The organism is Sphingomonas citri (assembly GCF_019429485.1).
Taxonomy (GTDB): domain Bacteria; phylum Pseudomonadota; class Alphaproteobacteria; order Sphingomonadales; family Sphingomonadaceae; genus Sphingomonas; species Sphingomonas citri.
Window position 1 is genome coordinate 213,762 of sequence record NZ_JAHXZN010000004.1, and the last position, 23,173, is coordinate 236,934.

General features: G+C 71.7%; 22 protein-coding genes. 20 read left to right on the forward strand and 2 right to left on the reverse strand.

The genetic code is table 11. The features are described 5' to 3' along the window. Positions 1–315 precede the first annotated feature (315 nt). From KZ820_RS13265 to virB11, 12 genes are all read left to right on the forward strand, one after another. Complete coding sequence (locus KZ820_RS13265; RefSeq protein ID WP_219749093.1) at positions 316–519, forward strand: hypothetical protein; 204 nt, start codon at positions 316–318, stop codon at positions 517–519. 251 nt (positions 520–770) lie between these two features. Next, positions 771–4,985, forward strand: a complete 4,215-nt coding sequence (locus tag KZ820_RS13270; RefSeq protein ID WP_219749094.1) for an RHS repeat-associated core domain-containing protein — start codon at positions 771–773, stop codon at positions 4,983–4,985. A gap of 23 nt (positions 4,986–5,008) precedes the next feature. Beyond that, on the forward strand, positions 5,009–5,578 hold the full coding sequence (locus KZ820_RS13275) for a hypothetical protein (protein WP_219749095.1): 570 nt from the start codon (positions 5,009–5,011) through the stop codon (positions 5,576–5,578). A 19-nt stretch (positions 5,579–5,597) separates the two neighbouring features. After that, positions 5,598–6,245 (forward strand): hypothetical protein, encoded by a 648-nt coding sequence (locus KZ820_RS13280; RefSeq protein WP_219749096.1) that lies wholly within the window; start codon positions 5,598–5,600, stop codon positions 6,243–6,245. A gap of 280 nt (positions 6,246–6,525) precedes the next feature. Further along, positions 6,526–6,825 (forward strand): TrbC/VirB2 family protein, encoded by a 300-nt coding sequence (locus KZ820_RS13285; protein WP_219749097.1) that lies wholly within the window; start codon positions 6,526–6,528, stop codon positions 6,823–6,825. Positions 6,826–6,827: 2 nt separating this feature from the next. After that, entirely contained in the window at positions 6,828–7,112 is a 285-nt protein-coding gene (locus KZ820_RS13290; RefSeq protein ID WP_219749098.1) for a VirB3 family type IV secretion system protein, read from the forward strand. Continuing rightward, positions 7,091–9,454: a VirB4 family type IV secretion/conjugal transfer ATPase gene (locus KZ820_RS13295; RefSeq protein ID WP_219749099.1), complete on the forward strand. Its 2,364-nt coding sequence runs from the start codon at positions 7,091–7,093 to the stop codon at positions 9,452–9,454. The genes KZ820_RS13290 and KZ820_RS13295 overlap by 22 nt, the downstream gene beginning before the upstream one ends. Then, entirely contained in the window at positions 9,454–10,659 is a 1,206-nt protein-coding gene (locus KZ820_RS13300; RefSeq protein WP_219749100.1) for a type IV secretion system protein, read from the forward strand. The genes KZ820_RS13295 and KZ820_RS13300 overlap by 1 nt, the downstream gene beginning before the upstream one ends. 23 nt (positions 10,660–10,682) lie before the next feature. Further along, positions 10,683–11,042 carry a hypothetical protein gene (locus tag KZ820_RS13305; protein ID WP_219749101.1) on the forward strand — a complete coding sequence of 120 codons (360 nt, stop codon included), beginning with the start codon at positions 10,683–10,685 and terminating at the stop codon, positions 11,040–11,042. Further along, positions 11,039–11,806 carry a VirB8 family type IV secretion system protein gene (locus tag KZ820_RS13310; RefSeq protein WP_219749102.1) on the forward strand — a complete coding sequence of 256 codons (768 nt, stop codon included), beginning with the start codon at positions 11,039–11,041 and terminating at the stop codon, positions 11,804–11,806. The genes KZ820_RS13305 and KZ820_RS13310 overlap by 4 nt, the downstream gene beginning before the upstream one ends. Beyond that, positions 11,803–12,969, forward strand: a complete 1,167-nt coding sequence (locus KZ820_RS22220; protein WP_308462223.1) for a TrbI/VirB10 family protein — start codon at positions 11,803–11,805, stop codon at positions 12,967–12,969. The genes KZ820_RS13310 and KZ820_RS22220 overlap by 4 nt, the downstream gene beginning before the upstream one ends. Then, positions 12,966–13,940, forward strand: coding sequence for a P-type DNA transfer ATPase VirB11 (virB11, locus tag KZ820_RS13320; RefSeq protein ID WP_219749103.1), 975 nt, complete (start codon positions 12,966–12,968; stop codon positions 13,938–13,940). Before KZ820_RS22220 ends, virB11 begins: the two co-directional genes overlap by 4 nt. 48 nt (positions 13,941–13,988) lie before the next feature. Here virB11 and KZ820_RS13325 read toward each other — a convergent pair whose 3' ends face one another. Continuing rightward, positions 13,989–14,687 carry a pirin family protein gene (locus KZ820_RS13325; protein ID WP_219749104.1) on the reverse strand — a complete coding sequence of 233 codons (699 nt, stop codon included), beginning with the start codon at positions 14,685–14,687 and terminating at the stop codon, positions 13,989–13,991. A 113-nt stretch (positions 14,688–14,800) separates the two neighbouring features. Between KZ820_RS13325 and KZ820_RS13330 the strand changes: the two genes are divergently transcribed. The 3 genes from KZ820_RS13330 (at position 14,801) to KZ820_RS13340 (ending at position 17,920) form a co-directional block, all read left to right on the forward strand. After that, the gene (locus KZ820_RS13330) at positions 14,801–15,730 is read left to right on the forward strand and encodes a LysR family transcriptional regulator (protein ID WP_219749105.1); all 930 of its coding nucleotides are present in this window, start codon (positions 14,801–14,803) and stop codon (positions 15,728–15,730) included. A 317-nt stretch (positions 15,731–16,047) separates the two neighbouring features. Next, positions 16,048–16,434, forward strand: coding sequence for a hypothetical protein (locus tag KZ820_RS13335; protein ID WP_219749106.1), 387 nt, complete (start codon positions 16,048–16,050; stop codon positions 16,432–16,434). Positions 16,435–16,612: 178 nt separating this feature from the next. After that, positions 16,613–17,920, forward strand: coding sequence for a PepSY-associated TM helix domain-containing protein (locus KZ820_RS13340; RefSeq protein ID WP_219749107.1), 1,308 nt, complete (start codon positions 16,613–16,615; stop codon positions 17,918–17,920). A 36-nt stretch (positions 17,921–17,956) separates the two neighbouring features. Here the strand turns inward: KZ820_RS13340 and KZ820_RS13345 are convergent, their stop codons facing one another. After that, positions 17,957–18,640: a hypothetical protein gene (locus KZ820_RS13345; RefSeq protein WP_219749108.1), complete on the reverse strand. Its 684-nt coding sequence runs from the start codon at positions 18,638–18,640 to the stop codon at positions 17,957–17,959. Positions 18,641–18,788: 148 nt separating this feature from the next. On the opposite strand from KZ820_RS13345, the gene KZ820_RS13350 reads away from it, so the two are divergent. From KZ820_RS13350 to tolR, 5 genes are all read left to right on the forward strand, one after another. Next, positions 18,789–20,837 carry a M3 family metallopeptidase gene (locus KZ820_RS13350; RefSeq protein WP_219749109.1) on the forward strand — a complete coding sequence of 683 codons (2,049 nt, stop codon included), beginning with the start codon at positions 18,789–18,791 and terminating at the stop codon, positions 20,835–20,837. Beyond that, positions 20,834–21,328: an asparaginase domain-containing protein gene (locus KZ820_RS13355; protein WP_219749110.1), complete on the forward strand. Its 495-nt coding sequence runs from the start codon at positions 20,834–20,836 to the stop codon at positions 21,326–21,328. Before KZ820_RS13350 ends, KZ820_RS13355 begins: the two co-directional genes overlap by 4 nt. 222 nt (positions 21,329–21,550) lie before the next feature. After that, the gene (locus KZ820_RS13360) at positions 21,551–22,036 is read left to right on the forward strand and encodes a YbgC/FadM family acyl-CoA thioesterase (protein ID WP_219749111.1); all 486 of its coding nucleotides are present in this window, start codon (positions 21,551–21,553) and stop codon (positions 22,034–22,036) included. Next, positions 22,033–22,725 (forward strand): protein TolQ, encoded by a 693-nt coding sequence (gene tolQ, locus KZ820_RS13365; protein WP_132909557.1) that lies wholly within the window; start codon positions 22,033–22,035, stop codon positions 22,723–22,725. The genes KZ820_RS13360 and tolQ overlap by 4 nt, the downstream gene beginning before the upstream one ends. A 12-nt stretch (positions 22,726–22,737) precedes the next feature. After that, positions 22,738–23,169 (forward strand): protein TolR, encoded by a 432-nt coding sequence (gene tolR, locus KZ820_RS13370; protein WP_219749112.1) that lies wholly within the window; start codon positions 22,738–22,740, stop codon positions 23,167–23,169. The last annotated feature ends 4 nt before the right edge of the window (positions 23,170–23,173 follow it).

The following is a 23,173-nucleotide window of genomic DNA, read 5'->3' on the forward strand; positions in this document are numbered from 1 at the left end:
TGCGATAGGCTGAGGTGTCCCGCGGGTTCTCGCCCCGCCGGTACGCCCGGGGCCGCGCGATCAGGCGCGGCGACGTGCCGGTGCGTCATGGCCGAGCGGCAATGCCGTTCGTGCCGGTGGAACAATGCCCGGTTTTCCAAAAAATTCGTATTAAAAACAACGTGTAAGCGGCAGATACGCCGTTGCTAACACAGCTCATTCTACGGTATACGATCATGCGACCAGACCAATCGGGTGAAGGTGCCTCGTGGGCGGCTGGTCCATGCGCGGCGGCGTCTGGCCACCCGGTCGCGTGTGCTATCAAGGGGGAAGTGGATGATCGTCATGCGATCGCCCGATCGGGCGCGCGCGTCGTCGCGTGAAGTGTCGGAGCCGACGGCGTATAATGAAGGTTGGGCGCGCGGCGCCGACGTGCGCGGTGCGCTGGGCGACTGCCCGTACCTCACGCCCCTGGTGCGGTATGAACGCGCGGAGTGGCTGCGCGGCTTCGCCGCGGGACGGCAGGATCGGCGCGGCTGAGCGGCGCCCGCTGACCCATCCCGGCGTGAGGGAAGCTGGTATCTCGCGCGCCGTGCCATGCCGCCGTCCTGCCTCGCCTATGATGTGGCGGAGGGCGGCGATGATCGTGGTGCGGCACAGAACGGCTCGAAGTGCGCGGCGCGGAGGCGTCGCGACGAGGCGGGTGTAAGCCGTGTCATCGCCGATCCGTCTGGGTCTGGCGTCGCGTTCTGCGGGAGTGTCGCGGCTGGCGCATATGGGAAAGCGCCGCCGTGTCCGTCATTCTCCCCGCCGTCTGTCGCGGCCTGTTGCTGTTCGTCTTCCTGATTGCGGCCGCTTCCGCGCGAGCGCAGGATAGCGACGATGATCCCGAGCTCGGGCCCGTCTACGTCCATCCCGGTACGCCGGGGCAAACGGTCGACAAGAACGGTATCGATCTCGCGACGGGTCGCTTCGTTGGTCACTACGCGTCGTTGTCGATCGGCAGCGGCGATACCGCGCTGCGTTGGTCCGATGGAGCCGACGATCTCACGCGCGCGCGGCTGCTGATCCAGGGGAGCAGCTATTTCGTCTCGATCGGCGACATCACCACCGAATTCCTCCAGCAGGACGGTGGAGGGTTCGTCCCGCTGATGAAGAAGGGCGAGACGCTCCAGCTGATCGGCAACGACTTCATCTACACCAATCGCTCCGGGGACCAGCTGATGTTCCGGCTCAAATGGCTGGAACACTATCAGATTGCGAACACGCCCAGCAATTTCCTGCCGGTGTCGCTACGGCGCCACGACGGTCTCACGGTTGCTTTCAACTATGACAGCGGCACGACGCGGCATTCCGCCATCCGCAAGAAGAAGAAGCATTGGATGCGGCTCGGCTCGCTGTCGACCACCAACGGTTATGTCCTGCGGCTGCTATACGGGCAGAGCGAACTGCCCGACACCGGCTCCTGGACGATGCCGTGGTTCCAGCGCACCGGCTATGCGATCGGCCGTCTCGCCGACGGGTGCGGCGCGACGTCGGGCGCGGGGTGCCTGCGCCAGGTCTCGGTCGACGCCGACGGCTCGGTGACCGACGCGGCGGGACAGCGGACGACGGTGACCCGCGCCAACGGCACGGTCAGCGTGCGGCGGCCGGGCTCGACCAGCGACGACGAGGTGATCGTCGGGGAGGGCAGCCCCACCGTGACGATGGGCGGCGTGACGACGACCTACTCCCGTACCGACAACGAGGACCTCACCCATACGATGACGGTGGTCGAGAGCGACCTGCCGGCGCGGCGCTACGTGTTCAGCGAGACGCTGTTCAACCTGCTGCGCGAGGAGTGGCAAGCCGAGCCGGACGGGCCGGTCCTGACGCGGCGATACGAGTATGACCGGGACAGCGGCCTGCTCCTGCGCGTGACCGAACCCGAAGGCAATTACACCAGGTTCAGCTACGACGGCCGCGGCAACGCCGTCGAGACGAGGATCGTGTCGAAGACGCCCGGCACCCCAGCGGACATCGTCACCAGCGCGACCTATCCGGCGACGTGCGACAACCCGCTGACGTGCAACCAGCCGCTCACCACCACCGACGCCCGCGGCGGCGTGACCGACTATAGCTACGATCCGGTCCACGGCGGGGTGCGCAGCGTAACACGGCCCGCGGCGGATCCGGGGCAGCCGGCACGGCGCGCGACCGCGCGCTACGACTATGACAAGTTCGACGCGCACGGCTTGGTGGTCGACACGACGCCGCAATACGACGACGACGGCAACCTCGTCGACTCCGCCCCCGGCGTGTGGCTGCCCTCGCGGCTCACCGTCTGCGCCACGCGGGTCGACTGCGCCGGCACCGCCGACGAGACGGTGACGACACTGAGCTACGGCGAAGGGCTCAACGTGGCGTCGATCACGCGCGCGGCGGGGGGCAAGGCCGCGCCGAGCGACGCCGCGGTGCTGAGCGCGACGACCAACTTCGCTTATGACACGATCGGCGACGTGACGGCCGCGGACGGGCCGCTGGCGGGGCCGGCCGACACGGTGCACACCCGCTACGATCTGTTGCGCCGACCGACCGGCACGGTGTTGCCCGACCCGGACGGCGACGGCCCGCGCGCGGCGCGCGCGACGCGGGTGACCTACAATGCCGACGGCAGTGTGGCGTCGGTGGAGCAGGGCACGGACACGAGCCCGGCGGCGTCCGATTTCGGCGGCTTTACCCCGCTGCAGCGGCTCGATTACGGCTATGACGGCTATCACCGCCCGGTCCGCCAGGCGCTCGCGCTGGGCGGAAAGACCTATGCGCTGAGCCAGCAGAGCTACGATGGCCATGGCCGCCCGGAGTGCAGCGTGACACGGCTTGACCCGACGCAGTGGGACAAAGCGGGCGACGCGTGCACGCCGCAGACGGGCGCTCGCGGCACCGACCGGGTGGTGCGACGCGGTTATGACCTGCTCGGCCGGGTGCGGTGGCAGACGAGCGGCTACGGCAGCGCGACGCCGTCGACCGAGCGGACGAGCTACAGCGCGAACGGCGTGGTCGCGGTGGTGACCGACGGTGACGACCATCCGACGGCCTATGCGCGCGACGGTTTCGACCGTCCGTGGCGGAGCTGCTACGCGGTGGCGAGCGTGGCGGACTGCGCGGCGGCGCCGGCGGACTATCGTGAGCTGAGCTTCGCGGGCAACGGCGACCTGTCGGGGGTGCGGCTGCGCGACGGTCGCTCGCTGTCGTTCGGCTATGACGGGCTGGGTCATCGCGCGACGGTGACGTTCGTGTCGCCGACCGGGGCGAGCGACGCGACGACGACCTACGGCTACGACCTGCTCGACCGAACGGTGAGCGTGAGCGACGTGGCGGGGCAGAGCGTGGGCTATGGCTATGACGCGCTCGGGCGGGTGGTGAGCGAGACGGGCGCCTCGGGGACGCTGCGCAGCGACTATGACGCGGCCGGCCGGCGGGTTCGGCTGACCTGGGGCGACGGCTTCTGGGTGCGCTACGACTATGACCCGACCGGCGCGCTGACCGCGGTGACGGAGGATAGCGGTCACAGCCTGGCGTCGTACGAGTATGACGATCTGGGGCGGCGGACGCGGCGGCTGCTGGGCAACGGCGCGAACACGACCTTCGATTATGGCGGGACGCCGTGGCTGAAGACGCTGGGCGTGGCGGGCGTGTCGATCGGGCTCGACGCGAACGCGGCGGGTCAGATCACCGGGCGGACGCTGTCGGATCGGACGCTGGCGTATCGCGCGCCGATGGACGTGACGCGCGGCTACGGCGTGAACGCGCTCAACCAATACACGCGCTCGGGCGCGGTGGTGCCGAGCTATGACGCGCGCGGCAACCTGACGAGCGCGCACGGGGCGAGCGGGGGCGACCGCTACGTGTACGACCTGCGCGACCGGCTGGTGGCGGCGGGGCCGGACGGCGCGGCGGCGGACCGGCGCCTGGGCTATGACCCGCTGGGTCGGCTGGTGCAGGTGGAGCCGGCGGATCTGGCGTGGGAATGGGACGGCGCGCAGCTGGTGACGGAGCGGCGCGGCGGCGCGGTGGTGGCGCGCTACGTGCCGGGGGCGGGGGCGGACGAGCCTTTGGTGTGGTACGACGGGGCGGACCGGACGCGGCGGCGCTGGCTGGAGGCGGACGAGCGCGGCTCGGTGGTGCGGGTGAGCGACGACGCGAACGCGACGGTGGCGCTGAACCGCTACGACGACTGGGGGGTGCCGAAGCGGGGGAACCTGGGGCGGTTCCAGTACACCGGCCAGATGTGGCTGCCGGAGCTGCGCTTCTATTATTACAAAGCGCGGATGTACTCGCCGACGCTGGGGCGATTCCTCCAGCCGGACCCGATCGGCTATGCCGCGGGGCGGAACTGGTATGAATATGTCGGGGGTGATCCGGTCAATGCGGTCGATCCGATGGGGTTGCAGGAGGGAGAGGGTGGGGCGCCGCCTTCGTCCGATGGAGCGATGCCGGACGATATCGTTGTGCAGGGGGAGCCGCTACCGAGCCCGCCGCTCAGCGGCGATCTTGGTATCGGTGTCGGAGTGCAGTTCGATACGCAAGGCACGCTGGGGCGCTTGGATGTCGGCGCCGCGGCGTCGAGCAGCGGTCCCGAAACAACCGTCGGCGCTGAAGTGGTTGTCACGGCGAAGGTGCCCTGCAACCTGCTATGCAAGGTCGAGCGCCTCCTCCATATCGGCAGAATTGGGGCTCAGGGAGAAGCCGCGGTCCGCGCACATTATGATATCGGGCCGAAGATAGGTGTAAGAATGGACGGAAGACAGCGCTACCCGGATGGCCTGACTGACACCGTTCTTAGCGAAGTGAAGAACGTTGCATACCTTTGTTTTTCTGGACAAATTAAGTCCTATTTGTCCTTAAGCAAGCAGCGTGGGCTAGAATTTCACCTCTACATCAGGTCAAGTACCCAGCTAAGTCACGCAATGATTTATCTTGTTGCAAGCGGAAAGATAGAAATCAGATATATTCCGGGGATGTAAGATCGATGGCAATTAAAGCACCCATGACCACTGCGGAGCTGCTCGCAATCCTAGAGAAGGATCCTGTCTATCAGGAAAAAGCGAAGAGGAAGGCCGCCGAGACAGCCGAAAAGCATAGGATCTTTCGTGAAGACGTAGCACCGCTGGCCGAAGAACTCCGGCAAGCGGGCTGGAACGTGACGAGTCCATGGGACCTGGTCAACACGCCGATGGCCTACGAGAGCGCGATCCCGGTGCTCCTGCGACATCTCGATCGGCCGTACCTCGACCGCAATCGCGAGGGTATTGCTCGCGCACTCGCGGTTAAAGAGGCGCGCCATGCGTGGACTACCCTGCGAGCGGCATATGAGAACGAGCGGGAAGAAACAGGATTTAAGGAGGGGCTTGCGGTCGCTTTATCTGTGATCGCAAAGGCGGAGTTGCTGAATGAAGTTATAGAGTTGATCCGCAATCCCGAGAATGGACCCACTCGAAGCGTTTTTGTTCGCAACTTACGTCGTTCGCGCTCGCCCGAGGCCAAACGGGTCTTGGAGGAACTCGCGGGCGTTCCCGATCTCGCCGCCGAGATCGGCCGGCCCAAGGCTAGGCAATGATGGGCTGACCGGCCGGCGGGTGCGGCTGACCTGGGGCGACGGCTTCTGGGTGCGCTACGACTATGACCCGACCGGCGCGCTGACCGCGGTGACGGAGGATAGCGGTCACAGCCTGGCGTCGTACGAGTATGACGATCTGGGGCGGCGGACGCGGCGGCTGCTCGGCAACGGCGCGAACACGAGCTACGATTATGGCGGGACGCCGTGGCTGGGGACGCTGGGCGTGGCGGGCGTGTCGATCGGGCTCGACACGAACGCGGCGGGGCAGATCACCGGGCGGACGCTGTCGGATCGGACGCTGGCGTATCGCGCGCCGATGGACGTGACGCGCGGCTACGGCGTGAACGCGTTGAACCAGTACACGCGCTCGGGCGCGGTGGTGCCGAGCTATGACGCGCGCGGCAACCTGACGAGCGCGCACGGGGCGAGCGGAGGCGACCGCTACGTGTACGACCTGCGCGACCGGCTGGTGGCGGCGGGGCCGGACGGCGCGGCGGCGGACCGGCGCCTGGGCTATGACCCGCTGGGTCGGCTGGCGCAGGTGGAGCCGGCGGGTCTGGCGTGGGAGTGGGACGGCGCGCAGCTGGTGACGGAGCGGCGCGGCGGCGCGGTCGTGGCGCGCTACGTGCCGGGGGGCGAGCGACGTGACGACGCGCTCCGCCCATGACCCGTCGGGTCGGCTGCGCCGGATCGAGCCGGCCGGGCTGTCGTACGAGTGGGTCGCCGCTCCTCCGAGCGGATCGTGGCGGCGCGGATAGGCGCGGCAGCAGACGGCATCACTCATTCGGCGCTGTTCGCCCCGCACGGCCGATTATTCCCCGCCACGACCGCCGCGATCGCTTGTGCCGCACCTATAATAAACGTGACGCCGTGGGGGGCCGACCGCGGGCCCGGCGTGCGGCGACACGGTAGGTGGGAGCGAGTGCGTGAGACGAGCGCGAGCGACGATGGCGACCGGCACTTCGCTGTTCCTCTGTCGCGCGTCGACCGCCGCCGCGCAGGAGCTGGGCAGCGATCCCGCCGGCTCGGGCGCTATCGTCGGCGCGGTCCACTGGCTGCAGGGAACGCTGCTCGGCACGGTGGCCACGGTCGCGGCGGTGATCGCGGTCGCGGTCGTCGGCTTCATGATGCTCACGGGACGGATCAACTGGCGCTACGGCGCCACCGTGATCCTGGGCTGCTTCATCCTGTTCGGCGCGGCCAGCATCGTCGCGGGGATCCGCACCGCCGCCACGCCGGGCGGGTGAACGTGGCGGAGATCGAGCGTGACCGGCTGTTCGTCGCGCTGACCCGCCCGCAGATGTTCGCCGGCGTCACCTATAGCTTTTTCACCGCCAACGCGGTGCTCGCGACCGAGCTGTTCCTGCTCCCGCACGGCGCGTGGGTGATCGCCGCGGCGCTGCTGATCCACCTTTGCGGCATGGCGCTGTGTGTGCGCGAGCCGCGCGTCTTCGACCTGTGGCTGACGCGCGTCGGCCGCTGCCCACGGGTGCGCAACCACGCGATCTGGCGATGCAACTCCTACCGGCCCTGACGCGCGACCCGAGCGTCGTCGCGCGTGAGCGGTCGGTGGGCAGCCACCTGCCCTACGCACGCCACGTCGACGCGCGCACGCTGGAGACGCGCGACGGGCTGCTGCTCCAGATCATCCACCTGCGCGGGCTGCTGTTCGAGACCGCCGACAGCGACGAGCTCGACTATCGCAAGCGGCTGCGCGACGCGATGCTCCGAGCGATCGGCACATCGCAATTCGCGCTCTACCATCACGTCGTGCGCCACCGCGTCGAGGCCGCGCTGGACGGCAGCTTCCCCGACGCCTTCTCCACGCGGCTCGATGCCGCCTGGCGCGCGCGGCTGGCGACCCGGCGGCTCTACGTCAACGACCTGTACCTCACGCTCGTGCGCCGCCCGTTGCAGGGCAGGGTGGGGCTGATCGACCGCGCGCGCGGCCTGTTCGCGCGCCGCGCGCCCGACACGATCGCGCGCGACCTGCGCCAGCTCGACGTCGCGCGCGAGGCGCTGCTCGCCGCGCTCGGCAGCTACGCGCCGCGGCTGCTCGGCACCTATGCGACGCGCGACGGCACCTGCTCCGAGCCGCTCGAGTTCCTCTCGCACCTGCTCAACGGCGAGCTGCGCCCGGTGCTGCTGCCGCTGCAGGACGTGGGCGACTATCTGCCCTATCGTCGCGTGAGCTTCGGGCAGGAGACGGTCGAGCTCGGCCCGGCCGCTACTGCGCCGCGCGACTTCGTCGCTTTGATCTCGATCAAGGACTATCCCGCGCAGACCAGCGCGGGGATGTTCGACGAGCTGCTGCGGCTGCCGCTCGAGCTGGTCGTGGCGCAGTCGTTCGGCTTCGTCGACCGCGCCGCCGCGCTCGGCCGCATGAACCTGGCGCTGCGGCGGATGCGCTCGGCCGAGGACGAGGCAGTGAGCCTGCGCGCCAGCCTCAGCGACGCCAAGGACGAGGTGGCCGCCGGGCGCGCCGGCTTCGGCGAGCATCACATGACGGTCGCGGTGCGCGGGGACACGCCCGCCGCGGTCGACGCCGGCGTCGCCGAGGTGCAGGCGACGCTGGCCGAGCTCGGCGTGGTTGCTGCGCGCGAGGACATCGCGCTCGAACCCGCCTTCTGGGCGCAATTCCCCGGTAACTTCGAGTATATCGCCCGGCGCGGCCTGGTCTCCACCACCAACTTCGCCGGCCTTGCCAGCGTGCACAATTTCGCACTCGGCCAAGCCAGCGGCAATCATTGGGGCGACGCCGTGTCGCTGCTCGAGACCACCGCAGCGGGGCCCTATTACTTCAACTTCCACCACGGCGACCTCGGCAATTTCACCGTCATCGGCCCGTCCGGCTCGGGCAAGACCGTCGTCGTCAACTTCCTGCTCGCGCAGGCGCGCCGGAACGACCCGCGCATCGTCTTCTTCGACAAGGACCGCGGCGCCGAGCTGTTCCTGCGCGCGATCGGCGGGCGCTACGACGTGCTGCGCCCCGGCACACCCGCCGGCCTCAATCCGCTCGCGCTGCCCGACACGCCCGCCAACCGCCAGTTCCTGCTCGACTGGCTCGTCCTGCTCGCGGGCGGCGCGGCGCTCGACGAGATCGAGCGCATGCGCGACGCGATCGACGACAATTACGCCGCGCCCGCCGACTTCCGTCGGCTGCGCCATCTGGTCGAGCTGTTTCGGGGCGACCGCCGACCGCAGCCGGGCGACCTTTGGGCGCGGCTGCAGCCGTGGTGGGGCGAGGGCGAGCGCGCCTGGCTGTTCGACAATGCCGAGGACACCACCGACCTCGCCGCGCGCGCGGTCGGCTTCGACATGACGCAGGTGCTCGACGACGCGGCGGTGCGCACGCCGGCGATGCTCTACCTGTTCCACCGCGTGGAGGAGCGGCTCGACGGCACGCCCGCGATCATCATGGTCGACGAGGGCTGGAAAGCGCTCGACGACGAGGTGTTCGTGCGCCGGATCAAGGACTGGGAGAAGACGATCCGCAAGCGCAACGGCATCGTCGGCTTCGCCACGCAGAGCGCGCAGGACGCGCTGCAGAGCCGCATCGCCAGCGCGATCATCGAGCAGGCCGCGACGCAGATCTTCATGGCCAATCCCAAGGCGCAGGTGGCCGACTATGTCGACGGCTTCGGACTGACCCAGCACGAGTTCGAGCTGGTCCGCGCGCTGCCCGACAGCGCGCGCTGCTTCCTCGTCAAGCACGCGCAGGAGAGCGTGGTGGTGCGGCTCAACCTCGCCGGCGAGGAGGAGCTGCTCACCGTGCTGTCGGGGCGCGAGCGTACCGTCCGCCTGCTCGACTCGATCCGCGCCGAGGTCGGCGACGATCCGGCGGACTGGCTGCCGCGCCTGCTGGAGCGCGCGTGATGGCGCTCGGCTGTGCGATCTCGCCCGCGCCCGACCGGTTCGCCGCCGACCTGCTGTCGTACCTTGACTGCCAGGCGGCGACGCTCGGGTCGCGCGGGTTCGCGGCGCTGGCGGCGCCGGGCTCGGGCGTGGCGCTGCTGCTCGCCGCGCTGCCGACGATCGTCGTCGCGCTGTTCGGCTACCGCCTGCTGTTCGGCGAGACGATCGGCGTGCGCGCGGGCGTGCTCGCCGCGGTGAAGGTCGGCGTGGTGCTCGCCTTCGCGACCAGCTGGCCGGCGTACCGGACGGTCGTCTTCGACGTGGTGCTGCGCGCGCCCGCCGAGCTCGCCGGCGAGATCGGCCGCCCCGCCGGGCTGCCCGGCGCGGAGGGCGGACTGGCGGCGCGGATCGACGGGGTCGATCGGGACCTGCGCCTCCTCGCGATCTATGGCACCGGCGTGCCGACGCGCCAACAGGTCGAGCAGGCCGATGGCGTCGCGCCCCCGCTGTTCGCCGACTTCGACGTCTTCGCGCTCGGCATGGCGCGGCTGGTCTTCCTCGTCGGCGCGCTGGGCCCGTTCGCGCTGCTGCGGGTCAGCGCGGGGCTGCTGCTCGCGCTGGGGCCGCTGTTCGTCGCCTTCCTGCTGTTCGACGCCACGCGCGGGATCGCCGAGGGCTGGCTGCACGGGCTGGCGGCGGCGACGCTCGGCAGCGCCGCGATCGCAGTGGCGCTCGGGATCGAGCTCGGGTTGCTCGAACCGTGGCTGACCGACCTCGCGCTCCGCCGCGCCGGCGGTATCGCGATCCCGAGCGCACCCGCCGCGGTGCTGGCGACCGCGACCATCTTCGCGCTGGCCGCGGCGGGCGCGGTGGTGCTGATGGGACCGATCGCCTTCGGGCTGCGGCTCCCGGTCGGATGGGGCAGCCACATGGCCTCGACCCCGGTCCGCGAGCCCGACGCGGGCCGCGTCGTCGCGCGCGCGGACGACGTCGCGATCGGCGCGCCGCGCCCGCGCGCCATCGCGATCTCCGACGGCATCGGCGCCGTACAACGCCGCGACGGGATGGCCAGCGGTGCGATCACACGCGCGGCTGCGATCAGCGGTGCCGCCGCGCGCTCCGGTGGTGAGCCGCCGGCGGGTGCGACCATCCCGATCGGGCAAAGCGCCCGGCGGCGCACGACGCAGCGCGCCTCCCGCGGCGGCGGCGCGCGTGACGCGCGGTGATGATCAGGCAGTGGAGCCAAGCGATGAAGATTCGCGGACGTGAGATGATGTCGAGGATCGTCGATGCCATGTCGCTCACCCTCGCGACGTTGGCGCCTGCACCCGCTCTGGCGAGCTCCGTGACGGGCAAGATCCTCCACCTCTACACGCGCGATACCGATGGTCTGCAGATGGTCGAGGTCGAGGGACGTGGAGCCCGACCCGCCTGCGCGACGCAGACCTACATGCTCATTCGCGACGAGAAGTCGGAGTCGGGCAAGGCGCAATTCGCCATGTTGATGGCGGCCTTTCTTGCTGATAGTCAGGTGATCGTCTTCGGCAGCGACACGTGTACGCGCTGGCCGGACGGCGAGGACATCACGATCGTCAAATACGCGCGATGACGCGGCCGAGCGTCCACAGACGGTCGCGCGCGACGCCGCCCGCCGTCGCACAGGCCGACCACTTCGTCCAGGGCGCCAGCTGGGCGCAGGACCGGCGCGACGCGCTGTTCCGCTCGCGCCGTACCGCCTGGCTCGTCGCCGCGGCAGCGACCGTCGTGGCCGTGTGTGAGGCGCTCGGGCTGGTCGCGCTGCTGCCGCTCAAGACGGTGGTGCCGTACACGCTGATGGTGGATCGCCAGACCGGCTACGTCCAGGCGCTCAAGCCCCTCGACGCCGAGCGGGTCGCCCCCGACCGCGCGCTGACGCAGTCGTTCCTGGTGCAATATGTCATCGCCCGCGAGGGCTTCGACGTTGACACCGTCCAGGCCGACTATCGCAAGGTCGGCCTGTGGTCGGCGGGGCAGGCGCGCGTCGATTACCTTACCGCGATGCAAGCCTCGAACCCGGCGAGCCCGCTCGCGCTGTATCCGCGCACTACGGTCGTCGCGGTCGAGGTCAAGAGCGTCACCCCGCTGGGCAGCGGCGTCGCGCTGGTGCGCTTCGACACAAGACGACGCGACGCCGGCGGCACGCCGCAGCCGGCGCGCGCCTGGGTGGCGGTGATCCGCTACGGCTTCTCCGGCGAGCCGCTCAGCACCGCGGACCGCTTCGTCAATCCGCTCGGCTTCCTTGTGCGCCGCTATCGCCGCAGCGAGGAGGCGCTGCCGGCTTCTGCCGCGCCGAATGCAGCGCCGACCGCGCCGCCGACGATGATGCGGCCGTGAACGCGGCGCGTGGGGCGGCGGGCGACGACCCGCGCGCGACGCTCGACCCGGCGACGCAGGGGCGCGACGTGCGGCCGATCGTCGCGCGGCCGCGCGCCGGCCTAACGGCGCCGGCGATCACGCTGATCGCGGTCGCCGCCGCGACGCTGCTGTTCGGACTGCTCGAAGGGCGACGGCGCGCGGCGGTGGTGCCGGCGGTGACCATGAGCCGGGCGGCGGAGGTGATCGCGGCGCCGCCGCCTCTGATGATACCCGCCGCTCCCCCGACCCTGGCGCCGCCGCACGCCGTCGCTCCGTCTGCACTCGAGCCGTACCCGACTTCGGCGCCGGCGGCGCCGGCGGCGCCGCCTCACGCGCCCACTTCCGCCACCGCGTCCGCCGGGGCGATCGGGCCGAGCGTCGGGACACCCGCGACCGCGACCGCGCCCGCGAACACGCCGTCCACGCCGGCGGCGGCGCCGCGCGTCGCGCCGGGTCAGGCACTCGTCGTCGACACCTCCTCCCCAGCCGAAGCCGACCATGGCGTCGACGCCGCCGCGGACGAGAAGAACGGCGGGGCGCGTCGGCCGGCGCTCTCGACCAGCCGCGCGCGCGCCGCGATGCTCGCGAACCGCGCGACCACGGTGCCGCAGGGCACGCTGATCCCGGCGGTGCTCGAGACCGGCTTCGACTCGACCAGCCCGGGCTTCGCGCGCGCGCTGGTGCAGCGCGACGTGCGCGGCTTCGACGGCACGCGCGTGCTGATCCCACGCGGCAGCCGGCTGATCGGCGACTATGGCACCGACACCCAGCGCGGGCAGAATCGCGCGGTGATCCTGTGGTCGCGGCTGATCCGGCCCGATGGCGTGACGATCGCGATCGGCTCGCCCGCGGCCGACCCGGTCGGTCGCGGCGGGGTGCGCGCCGACGTCAACACGCACTTCCTCGAGCGCTTCAGCGGCGCGATCCTGCAGTCGGTGCTCGACCTCGGCGTCACCATGGCAGGCCGCGGCAGCCGCTCGCCGGTGATCGTCGCGCTGCCCGGCGCGGGCGGCAGGGTCGCGGCGACGGTGCCCGCCAAGGGAAGCGACATCGTGCCGACGCTGCGCGTGCCGCCCGGGCGCAGCGTCGGCGTGTTCGTCGCCCGCGACCTCGATTTCACCGAGGTGGAAGCGACGCGGTGAGCGAGGACGGCTGGCGCTATCTCCACCGCGGCCTTGCCCCGCTGGCGCCGCTGCTGGCGCGCGGGGACGTCACCGACCTCTACGTCAACCGCCCCGGCGAAGTGTGGATCGAGACGCTGGACGGCGCGACCGAGCGGCTCGACGTGCCCGTGCTCGACGCGGCGGCGCTGCGCCGGCTGGTCGAGCAGGTCGCCGCTTTCGCGCATCAGGGGATCAGCCGGGCGCACCCGCTGCTCTCGGCGACGCTGCCGGGCGGCGAGCGGATGCAGGTGATCGCGCCGCCGGCGACACGCGGCGCGCTGGCGCTCGCGATTCGGCGCCCTGTCGTCGCCGATCTGTCGCTCGACGACCTCGCCACCGCCGGCGCTTTCGCCCCGCTGGCGGACGCGCGCGCGGCGGTTCCGGTCGAGGCGGCGCTGGACGAGCTGCGCGCGCGCGGCGACATCGCCCGGCTCTTGCGCGCGGCGGTGCGCGGGCGGCGCAACATCCTGGTCTCGGGCGGGACCTCGTCGGGCAAGACGGCCTTCCTCGACGCGCTGCTGCGCGAGATCCCGCCGCACGAGCGGCTGATCACGATCGAGGACGTCCCCGAGCTGCGCCCGCCGCACGCCAATCACGTCGGCCTGGTCGCGGTGCGCGGCGCACTGGGCGAGGCGGAGGTGAGCGCGGACGATCTCGTCACCGCCGCGCTGCGGATGCGCCCCGATCGGATCATCCTGGGCGAGCTGCGCGGCGGCGAGGCCTTCGCCTTCCTGCGCGCGATCAACACTGGCCATCCCGGCTCGATGGCGACGGTGCACGCGGACAGCGCGGCGGGAGCGGTGGAGCAGATCGCGCTGCTGGTGTTACAGGGCGGCACGCGCCTGTGCCGCGCCGATGTGCTCGATTATGTCCGCGGCGCGATCCATGTGTTCGTCCAGCTCGGCCGGGTCGACGGGCGCCGGGTCGTCACCGAGCTCGTCGTGCGCTGAGCCAGCCGCCACGCGGCGTGCCCCGCGCGGGACACGCCGCGGCCGACGTCAGGCGGCGTCGACCAGCACCAGCTCGCTGTCCTCCAGCGCGGTGACGCTCAGCAACTCGACCTCGCTGATCGCGGCGCCGTCGCGCGCGTTGACCCGCACGCCGTCGATCTCGACCGCGCCGGTGGCGGGCACCAGATAGGCCTTGCGGTCGCGGCCGAGCGGATAGTCGGCGCGCTCGCCCTTGCGCAGCGTCGCGCCGACGACGCGCGCGTCGGTGCGGATCGGCAGCGCGTCGCCGTCGCCGTCATAGCCGCTGGCGAGCGTGACGAACTGGCCCGAGCGCTCGCCCTTGGGGAAGGGCTTGGCGCCCCATTGCGGCTGGTCGCCGGTGCGCGTCGGCACGATCCAGATCTGGAAGATGCGCGTGGTCACATCCTCCATGTTATACTCGGCGTGGCGGATGCCGGTGCCCGCGCTCATCACCTGGACGTCGCCTGCTTCGGTGCGGCCGGCGTTGCCCAGATTGTCCTGGTGCGTGATCGCGCCCTCGCGGACATAGGTGATGATCTCCATGTCGCGGTGCGGGTGCGGCGGGAAGCCGGTCTTGGGCGCGATCGTGTCGTCGTTCCACACGCGCAGGTTGCCCCAATGGGTGCGCGCCGGGTCGTGATAGCCGCCGAAGGAGAAATGATGCTTGGCGTCGAGCCAGCCGTGGTTGGCGCCGCCGAGCGAGGCGAGAGGGCGGAGGTCGATCATGCTGTTCACTCCCGTTGGCCGGCGCGTCGCCGGGGCATGGCGATGATCTAGGGCTTGCGGCCCCTCGCGTTCAGCCGGATAAAATCGTCGGTCACGTTCGAGGAAGTGGAACAGTGAGCGAGCCCGGCACGCCGACCTTCGACCAGCTGCGCCTCTTCCTCGCGATCGTCGACGCGGGCAGTTTCGGCGCGGCGGCGCGCAAGCTCAACCGCGCGGTGTCGGTGGTCAGCTACGGGATCGCGAACCTCGAGGCGCAGCTCGGGCTGACGCTGTTCGAGCGCGAGGGCACGCGCCGCCCGGCGCTGACCGAGGCCGGGCGCGCGGTGCTCGTCGAGGCGCGCGCGGTCGCCGCGGGGATCGACGGGCTGCGCGCGAAGGCACGCGGGCTGCTCCAGGGGCTGGAGGCGGAGGTGGTGCTCGCGGTCGACGTGATGCTGCCGGCGGAGCGGCTCGGCCGCGTGCTGCGCGGCTTCGCGCGCGAATATCCGACGGTGGCGCTGCGACTCCACGTCGAGGCGCTGGGCGCGGTGGCGGCGATGGTGCTCGACGGCGCCGCCGCGATCGGCGTCTCCGGTCCGCTCGCCGCCGGGGTGGAGGGGCTGGAGTGCGAGGCGTCGGGGGCGCTGGCGATGGTGCCGGTGGCGGCGCCCGACCACCCGCTCGGCCGCATGACCGTGATCCAGCCTGGCGCGGCGCGCGGCTACACGCAGTTGGTGCTGAGCGATCGGTCGCGCTTCACCGAGGGGCGCGACTTCGCGGTGGTGAGCCACCAGACGTGGCGTCTCGCCGATCTCGGCGCCAAGCACGCGCTGCTGCGCGAGGGGATCGGGTGGGGCAACATGCCGCTGCCGATGGTGGCGGACGACCTGCTGGCGGGCACGCTGGTGCGGCTGGCGCTGCCCGATCATCCCGGCGGAATCTACCGCTTCGGCACGATCTGGCGCCGCGACTCGCCGCCCGGGCCGGCGGCGTCGTGGCTGCTGGCGCAGTTCGTCGCCGAGGGGCGCGGCGACGCCGAGGAGGCGGGGCTGGGGGATATCTGAGCGGCGAGCTGAGATCATCCGCGGTACGGGGGAGGGGACCGCCTATGGCTTGGAGGCGCACAGCGCGCTCACGTCCTACCGTCATCCCGGACTTGACCCGGGATCCATGCTTCCGCGAGAGCAACGGCTCGGGCGTACGCGGCACCGTGGATCACGGGTGGAGCCTGGGATCACGGAACAGGTTCGATGCGCCGGAGCTGCACGAACGGGTCATAGGCGGTCCTCCTCCGCGCGAGCGGCGAGGATCTGATCCTTCCAAGGGGCCGTGCTGATCGACGTCGTTGCGCCGCCCCCGCCATGCGCCTAGTCCCTCGGGCGTGACGTCGCTGCGCCGAACTCTCGCGAACAGCCCGCGCCTGGCCCTCTGGCTGGTGGTGGCGGCGCTCGCGGTACGGCTGCTCGTCCCGGCCGGCTATATGCTGAGCCCGACACGGCCGCTCGCGCTGGTCGCCTGCCCCGGCGTGACGCCGGTGGCGCACCACGGGCATGACGGCTCTCCCGCCCACCAGCAGGCGCCGGACCAGCCCTGCGCCTTCGCCGCGCTCGCCGCGCCGCTCGCGGTAGCCGCCGTGGCGGTGCTAGCGACGCTGACGCTGCTCGTCGCCGCGACGCCGACGCCCCGGCTCCGCGCCGCCGCCGCGCCGCGAGCGCCGCCGCGGTGGCGTCCACCGCTGCGCGCGCCGCCGCTCGCCCTCGTCGCCTGACCTGTCGCCGGCGCCCGCGCGCCGGTGTCCGTCCCAGCCGCGCGCGTGCCCAGCGCCGCGCGAAGGCGCACGAGGGATCGTCCGCGATGACCGCTGCTACCTGCCCTACGCGCCTCGGTGAGCGCATTGTTAACCATCTCTGCGCTATGCCGCGAACCGTCCAGGCGGAGCGGTGACGATGGCGGACCTGTATCGCGCGGTATGGCGCTGGCACTTCTTCGCCGGCCTGCTCACGCTCCCCTTCCTGTTGTGGCTCGCGGTGACGGGCTCGCTCTACCTCTACAAGCCCGAGCTGGAGCGCGTCGTCTACGGCGACTGGCTGCGCGCTACCGCCTCCGGCGCACCTTTGTCGGCCGGCACCTTGGCGGCGCGCGTCGAACGCCAGACCGGCGGGCGCGTCGTCCAGCTGCTCCGCCCCGCGCGCGCCGACGAGGCGTGGCGGCTCACGTACGCGCTGTCCGACGGCGCCAGCCGCATGGCCTTCGTCGACCCGGGCAACGCGCGGATCGCCGGCACCACGACGCCGGGTGGGGTGATGCAGACGGTGAAGAAGCTCCACAGCCTCGCGCTGACCGGCTGGGTCGGCAATTGGCTGATCGAGATCGCGGCGGGCTGGTCGATCGTGCTGGTGCTGAGCGGGCTGTACCTGTGGTGGCGGCGCGGCCGCGCCCCCGCGATCGGCGTCCGCGGTTCACCGGCCAAGCGGCTGTTCTGGCGCGACCTCCACGCCTCGACCGGGCTGGTGGCCGGCGCGGTGATCCTCTTCCTCTCGCTCAGCGGGCTGCCGTGGAGCGCGGTGTGGGGCCGGAACGTTCAGGCCGCGGTGGCGGGCGCGGGCTGGGGCCGGCCGGCCGCGCCGGTCGCGCCCGCGCTCGAGCACGCGCAGCACGACCTTCCCTGGTCGCTGCAGCAGCGGCCGATGCCGCACGGCTCGGCGCATGGGGGCACGACACACGGCAGCGCCGCGATCACCGCCGACCAGGCGCTCGCCGCGGCGGCGCGGCACGGCGTGATGCGTGACTATACGCTGAGCTGGCCCGCCGCGCCGGGCGCACCGTGGCTGGTCAGTGCCAATCTCGGGCCGGCGCAGGCGGCACATGTGATCTACGTCGACGCGCGCGACGGGCGCGTGCTGCAGGACGCGCGCTTCGACCAGTTCGGCGGCGCCGCGCGCGTGATCGAGTGGAGCGCCGCGGTCCACCAGGGCAAGCAGTACGGCGAGCCCAACCGGCTGGTGATGCTCGCCGCCTGCGCCGCGCTGGCGCTGCTGTGCGTGAGCGCGCCCGTGATGTGGTGGAAGCGCCGCCCGCGCGGCCGCCTCGCCGCGCCGCCGGGACAGAGCGGCGCCGGGCTGGTCGCGATCATGGGCGTGGCGGGGCTGCTCTTCCCGCTGACCGGGCTGACGATGGTGGCGGCGCTCGCCGGACAGGCAGCGTGGCGGTGGCGAGCCCGGAGCAGTGCGCGGCAGCTCGTCGCGGCGGAGTGAGGGCGCGCCGCCGCAAGGATCGTCAGTGCGGAGGCATCATGGCCGGAGACAGGAGCCGTCGGGCGGGTAGGCGACAGGACCGAGGTCATCCAGCACCTGTCGCGCGAACAGCGCCGCGGGCCGCCCTCCCGGATCGCGTTCCGTCGCCGCCATTCGGCGGAGCAGCGCCACCAGCGGGGCGGTGCACCCACCCGCGCGGGTGAGAAGGGCGACCGCGCGCCGCGCCGCCGCGGCCGAGGCGCTCAGCCGCTCCGTCGTCGGCGGCGTCCAATCGTAGCGTCGCCGGGCACGTCGATCGTCGGGCGTCTCGGCCCGCCCCGAGCGATCGAGCCGGTCACCCGCCGCGCCGACCGCCAGCGCCGCCGCGACGGTGCGCAGGTCGATGCCCGCGCTCGATGGCGTCCGCGCGGCGTCGTCGTCATCATAACCGAGCGCCAGCGCGGCGAAGGCGAGCGCCTCCGGCGAAGTGTGGATCAGCTCGGCCACGCGCGGATCGACGATGACCGCGTCCGCCTCGCGTCGCGCGAACGGCGCCGCGACGGCCACGTCGGAAAGGGTCACCCGCGGCGGGACGGCGGTGGGCGGCAGCAGTCGCGCGAACGCGGCGGTCAGCACCGCCGTCGCGTGTGCGCGTTCGTCGTGCGCGGCGGCCGCGCGAGGTGAGACAGCAGGCGCGCCGGTCGCGGGCGATCCGAGCAGCAGGACGAGGGCGGTGAGCATGATGCCGCTGACCTCCGAGGAAGACCTCTCATCATAGACCGTTCGCGCTCGACCGGTGCGACCTGATCGCGGAAAGCGTCGCCACCACGCGCAGCCCGGTCGCGCCGCCACTGGCAAGCCGCTCTTGCCGTCCCTATCATCGCGGGTGATGACCGACACCGACCTGCTCGATCCGATCGCGCTGCCCGACTATGCCGCGCTGACCCCCGACACCATCGCCAGCGCGCTCGACGCCGCGATCGCGCGCCACGCCGAGGCGGTCGCCACCGTCACGCGCGAGCGCCCGACCGACTTCGCCGCCGCCTCGCTGCCGCTCGAGCGCGCCGAGGCGGCGATCGACGCGCTGTGGTCGGCGGTGTCGCACCTGCGCGGCGTCGCCGACACGCCCGAGCTGCGCGCCGCACACGCCGCCGGGCAGGAGAAGCTGGTCGAGCACAGCATGAAGGTCGCGCAGAACCGCGACCTCTACGAGGTGCTCACCGCGCTGGAGGCGTCGCCCGCCTTTGCCGCGCTGCCACGGCAGGACCGCGTCGCGGTGGAGCATGCGGTGCGCGACTTCCGCCTCGCCGGCGTCGCGCTCGACGCCGACAAGCGCGACCGCTTCGCCGCGATCTCGGTCGAGCTCTCCGCGCTCTCGACCGAGTTCGGCAGCGCGCTGCTCGACGCCACCGACGCCTGGACGCTGGCGATCGAGGACGAGGCGCGGCTCGCCGGCCTGTCCGACGCGGACAAGGCGATGTTCGCCGCGGCCGCCAAGGCCAAGGGGCAGGACGGCTGGCTCGTCACGCTGCAACAGCCGAGCGTCACCGCGGTGCTGACCTTCGCCGAGGATCGCGAGCTGCGCGAGGCCGTGTACCGCGCCTATGGCACGCGCGCGTCCGACCAGGGGCCCAACGCCGGCCAGTTCGACAACGGCCCGCGGATCGCGCGCATTCTCGCCTTGCGCCGCGAGGCGGCGGGGCTGCTCGGCTTCGCCGATCCGGTGGAATGGTCGCTCGCCACCAAGATGGCGCCCAACGCGGGCGAGGTGCTGACCTTCCTGCGCGACCTCGCCCGCCGCGCCCGCCCCGCCGCGCAGCGCGACCGCGACGCGCTGGAGGCGTTCGCGCGCGACACGCTCGGGCTCGACCGGCTCGAGCCGTGGGACGCGGGCTTCGCCGCCAACCGGCTGCGCCAGGCGCGCTACGCGGTCGACGAGCAGGAGGTGCGCGGCTATTTTCCGGTCGAGCGCGTCACCGCGGGTTGGCAGGCGCTGCTCGGGCGGCTGTTCGGGCTCCGGCTGGTCGCGCGCGACGACGTCGCCACCTATCACGCCGACGCCACTTACTATGACGTGGTCGACGACGCCGGCGAGACCTTCGCCGGTTTGTACCTCGATCTCCACGCGCGACCGGGCAAGCGCGGCGGGGCATGGATGGCGCAGGCGCGGCCGCGGCTGCGCGACGGCAACACTGTCCGCGTGCCCGTCGCCTATCTCGTCTGCAACTTCGCGCCGAAGAGTCCCGACGCGCCGTCGCTGCTGAGCCACAACGACGTGGTGACGCTGCTGCACGAGACCGGCCACTGCCTCCACCACCTCTTCACGCGCGTCGACCGGCCCTCGATCGCGGGGACGAGCGGGTTCGAGTGGGACGCGGTCGAGCTGCCGAGCCAGCTGATGGAGGATTTCGCCTGGGACCGCGACGTGCTCACCGGCATGTCGGGGCATCACGCCACGGGCGCGCCGCTGCCGCCCGAGCTGTTCGAGAAGATGGTGGCGGCGCGGCGCTTCCAGTCGGGGCTGTTCATCGTGCGTCAGCTCGAGTTCGCTTTGTTCGACCTTCTGCTCCATCTCGGCACGCTCGGCAGCGACCCGATGGAGGTGATCGAGGCGGTGCGCGACGAGGTGGCGGTGATCCGCCCGCCCGAATGGCACCGCTTCCCGCACGGCTTCGCGCATATCTTCGCGGGCGGCTATGCCTCGGGCTATTACAGCTATCTCTGGGCCGAGGTGCTGGCCGCGGACGGCTTCGGCAAGTTCGCCGAGAACGGGCTGGTCGATCGCGCCACCGGCACCGCGTTGCGCGAGGAGGTGCTCGCGCGCGGCGCGACGCGGCCGGCGGCGGAGAGCTTCCGCGCCTTCCGCGGGCGCGACCCGGACCCGGCGGCGATGCTGGCGCGCCACGGGCTCCTAGAGGCGGCGGGGGAGGGGGCGTGAGCCTGCTCGTCGTCACCACCGGCGGGACGATCGACAAGCTCTATTTCGACGCGCTGAGCGAGTATCAGATCGGCGACAGCGTGGTGGAGCGCGTGCTGCGCCAGGCGCGCGTGGCGCTGCCCTTCCGCGTCGTGGAGCTGCTGCGCAAGGACAGCCTCGACCTCACCGACGCCGACCGCGCCGCGATCGTGGCGACCGTCGCGGCGGCCCCCGAGGCACGCGCGGTGATCACCCACGGCACCGACACGATGACCGACACCGCCGCGGCGCTGCTGGCGGCGGGGGCGGGCGTCGCGGGCAAGACGATCGTGCTGGTGGGGGCACTGGCGCCGGCGCGCTTCGCCGACAGCGACGCGCCGTTCAACCTCGGCATGGCGGTGGCCGCGGCGCAGACCGCCGCGCCGGGCGTGTGGATCGCGATGAACGGCACGGTGTTCGACGGCGCCAGGGTGCGCAAGGACCGTTCGGTCAACAGCTTCGTGGCGAAGTGAACGCTGACTCATCCTCTCCTGAAAGGGGAGGTGGCGCGCGCAGCGCGACGGAGGAGTGACCCGGCCGGCGAGCGTAAGTGGACTCACCAGCGTCGACACCCCTCCGTCAGGCCCGCGGCCTGCCACCTCCCCTTGCAGGGGAGGATCAAGCTCCCCCAGCTGACCCACGTCACGCCCATGCGGGGTTCCCACCCCTCGGCGCATCGGTTACCAGCCTCAGCCATGACGGCGGGCGTGCACGATCAGCCAGCAGAGGGGCGGTTCGCGGGGAGGGTGCATCTCTTCCCGCTGCGGGTCTATTTCGAGGACACCGATCTCTCCGGCGTGGTCTACCACGCCAACTACCTGCGCTACATGGAGCGCGCCCGCTCGGACATGCTCCACGTCGCCGGGATCGACCAGCGCGCGCACCATGAGGCGGGCGGCGGCGCCTATGCCATCGCCGACCTGCACATCCGCTACGCCGCGCCCGCCCGGCTCGGCGACGCGCTGCTGGTGGAGAGCGAGGTGGCGCAGGCGCGCGCCGCCAGCGTGGTCATTCATCAGACAGTCAGGCGCGGCGCGGAAATGCTGGCGCGGGCAGAGGTCACCGCGGCGCTGGTCGGCGCCGACGGTCGGCCGCGGCGCCAGCCCGCGGCCTGGCTCGAGCAGTTCCGCCGCCTCGCCGATACCGCCGCGGCGAATACCACAGGGGAAGAGACGCCGTGAATCCGATATTGCAGACCGACGCCGCGACCCTGTCGCCGATCGCGCTGTTCCTCCAGGCCGATTGGGTGGTGAAGGGCGTGATGCTCGGGCTGCTGCTCGCCAGCATCTGGACCTGGGCGATCATCATCGGCTTCTGGCTCAAGCTCGGCCGCACCAAGCGGAAGAGCGCGCAGTTCGAGCGCGATTTCTGGAAGGCGGACGACATCGACGCCTTCTACAAGAGCAACGGCCAGAGCGACCTGCCGTCCGCGCGCGTGCTCGCCGCGGGCGTCACCGAGTGGCGCCGCTCGACCCACGGCAACGTGATAGACCGCGACGGCACGCGCGAGCGGCTCGGCACGGTGATGGGCGCGGCGGTGGCCAAGGAGATCGACGACATCTCGGATCGGCTCAACGTGCTCGCCACGGTCGGCTCGGTGGCGCCGTTCGTCGGGCTGTTCGGCACCGTCTGGGGCATCATGCGCAGCTTCACCGCGATCGCGAGCCAGCAGAACACCAGCCTCTCGGTGGTGGCGCCGGGCATCGCCGAGGCGCTGTTCGCCACCGCGATCGGGCTGTTCGCGGCGATCCCCGCGGTGATCGCGTACAATCGCTTCGGCCATGCGATCAATCGCATCGAGGCGCGGCTCAACCGCTTCGCCGACGGCTTCCACGCCACCTTGTCGCGCCAGCTCGACGGCGAGCGCTGAGGGCTAGAGCACATGGCGATGAACCTCCCCTCCAGCCGCGGCAAGGGCCGCAAGGCGCCGATGGCGGAGATCAACGTGACGCCGCTGGTCGACGTCATGCTGGTGCTGCTGATCATCTTCATGGTCACCGCGCCGCTCTTGACCCAGGGCGTGCCGGTGAACCTGCCCGACAGCCGCGCCAAGCCGCTCGACCAGGACCAGCAGCCGACCGAGATCTCGCTCGACGAGCAGGGCCGTATCTTCGTCGCCAAGGAGGAGGTGCCCGCCGACGCGCTGCCGTCGCGGCTCGCCGCGATCGCCGCGACCGGGAAGGACGGCCAGCCGCCGCAGGTGTTCCTGCGCGCCGACCGCGGGCTCGACTATGGCCGCGTGATGCGGGTGATGGGCGAGCTCAACCGCGCCGGGCTCAACCGCGTCGCGCTCGTCACCGTCGGCGAGGACTGACGCG